Here is a 502-nt window from a genome sequence, read left to right on the forward strand (position 1 = left end):
TGTCTACGCGTCGGAGGTCTACAAGGAAGAGTTCGACCAGTGGCGGCTGCGCACCGGTGCGGACGGCATCGCGTTCAAGGACTTCCTGCCCGAGCTCTCACTGCCCCGCGTGCTGTCCAAGCTCGGCTACCGCACGGTGGCCAAGGTGTCCATGCCCGTGCTCAACAAGTACACGGCGATCAGCCGGCACTTCGACGAGTACAAGATGATGGACAACCACAACAACTTCGCCGGCATGGTGTCGGAGATCGAGTTTCCCGACGACGAGCCGCACTACTACTTCCTGAACCTGGGCGAGACCCATTACCCCTACATGCTCAGCGGCGAGGACCTGCCGCATGTCTCGGGCGTGCATGGCGTGCTCAAGGCCATGGGCAACGACGGCGCGGTGGCGTCGCACAAGGGGCAGAGCTTCGACGCCGACCAGATGCGCCGCCTGCACGACCAGCAGGTGCGCTGCGTCGAATACATCGACGGCCTGGTCGGCAAGCTGATGGCCGCT

1 protein-coding gene is annotated in these 502 nt (G+C 63.7%); it reads left to right on the plus strand.

Annotated features, from left to right (window positions below; genetic code table 11):
* A partial coding sequence (locus JNK74_30600; GenBank protein MBL7650517.1) for a metalloenzyme occupies positions 1–502 on the plus strand: 502 nt, incomplete at both ends.

This window comes from Candidatus Hydrogenedentota bacterium (assembly GCA_016791475.1).
Classification (GTDB): domain Bacteria; phylum Hydrogenedentota; class Hydrogenedentia; order Hydrogenedentales; family JAEUWI01; genus JAEUWI01.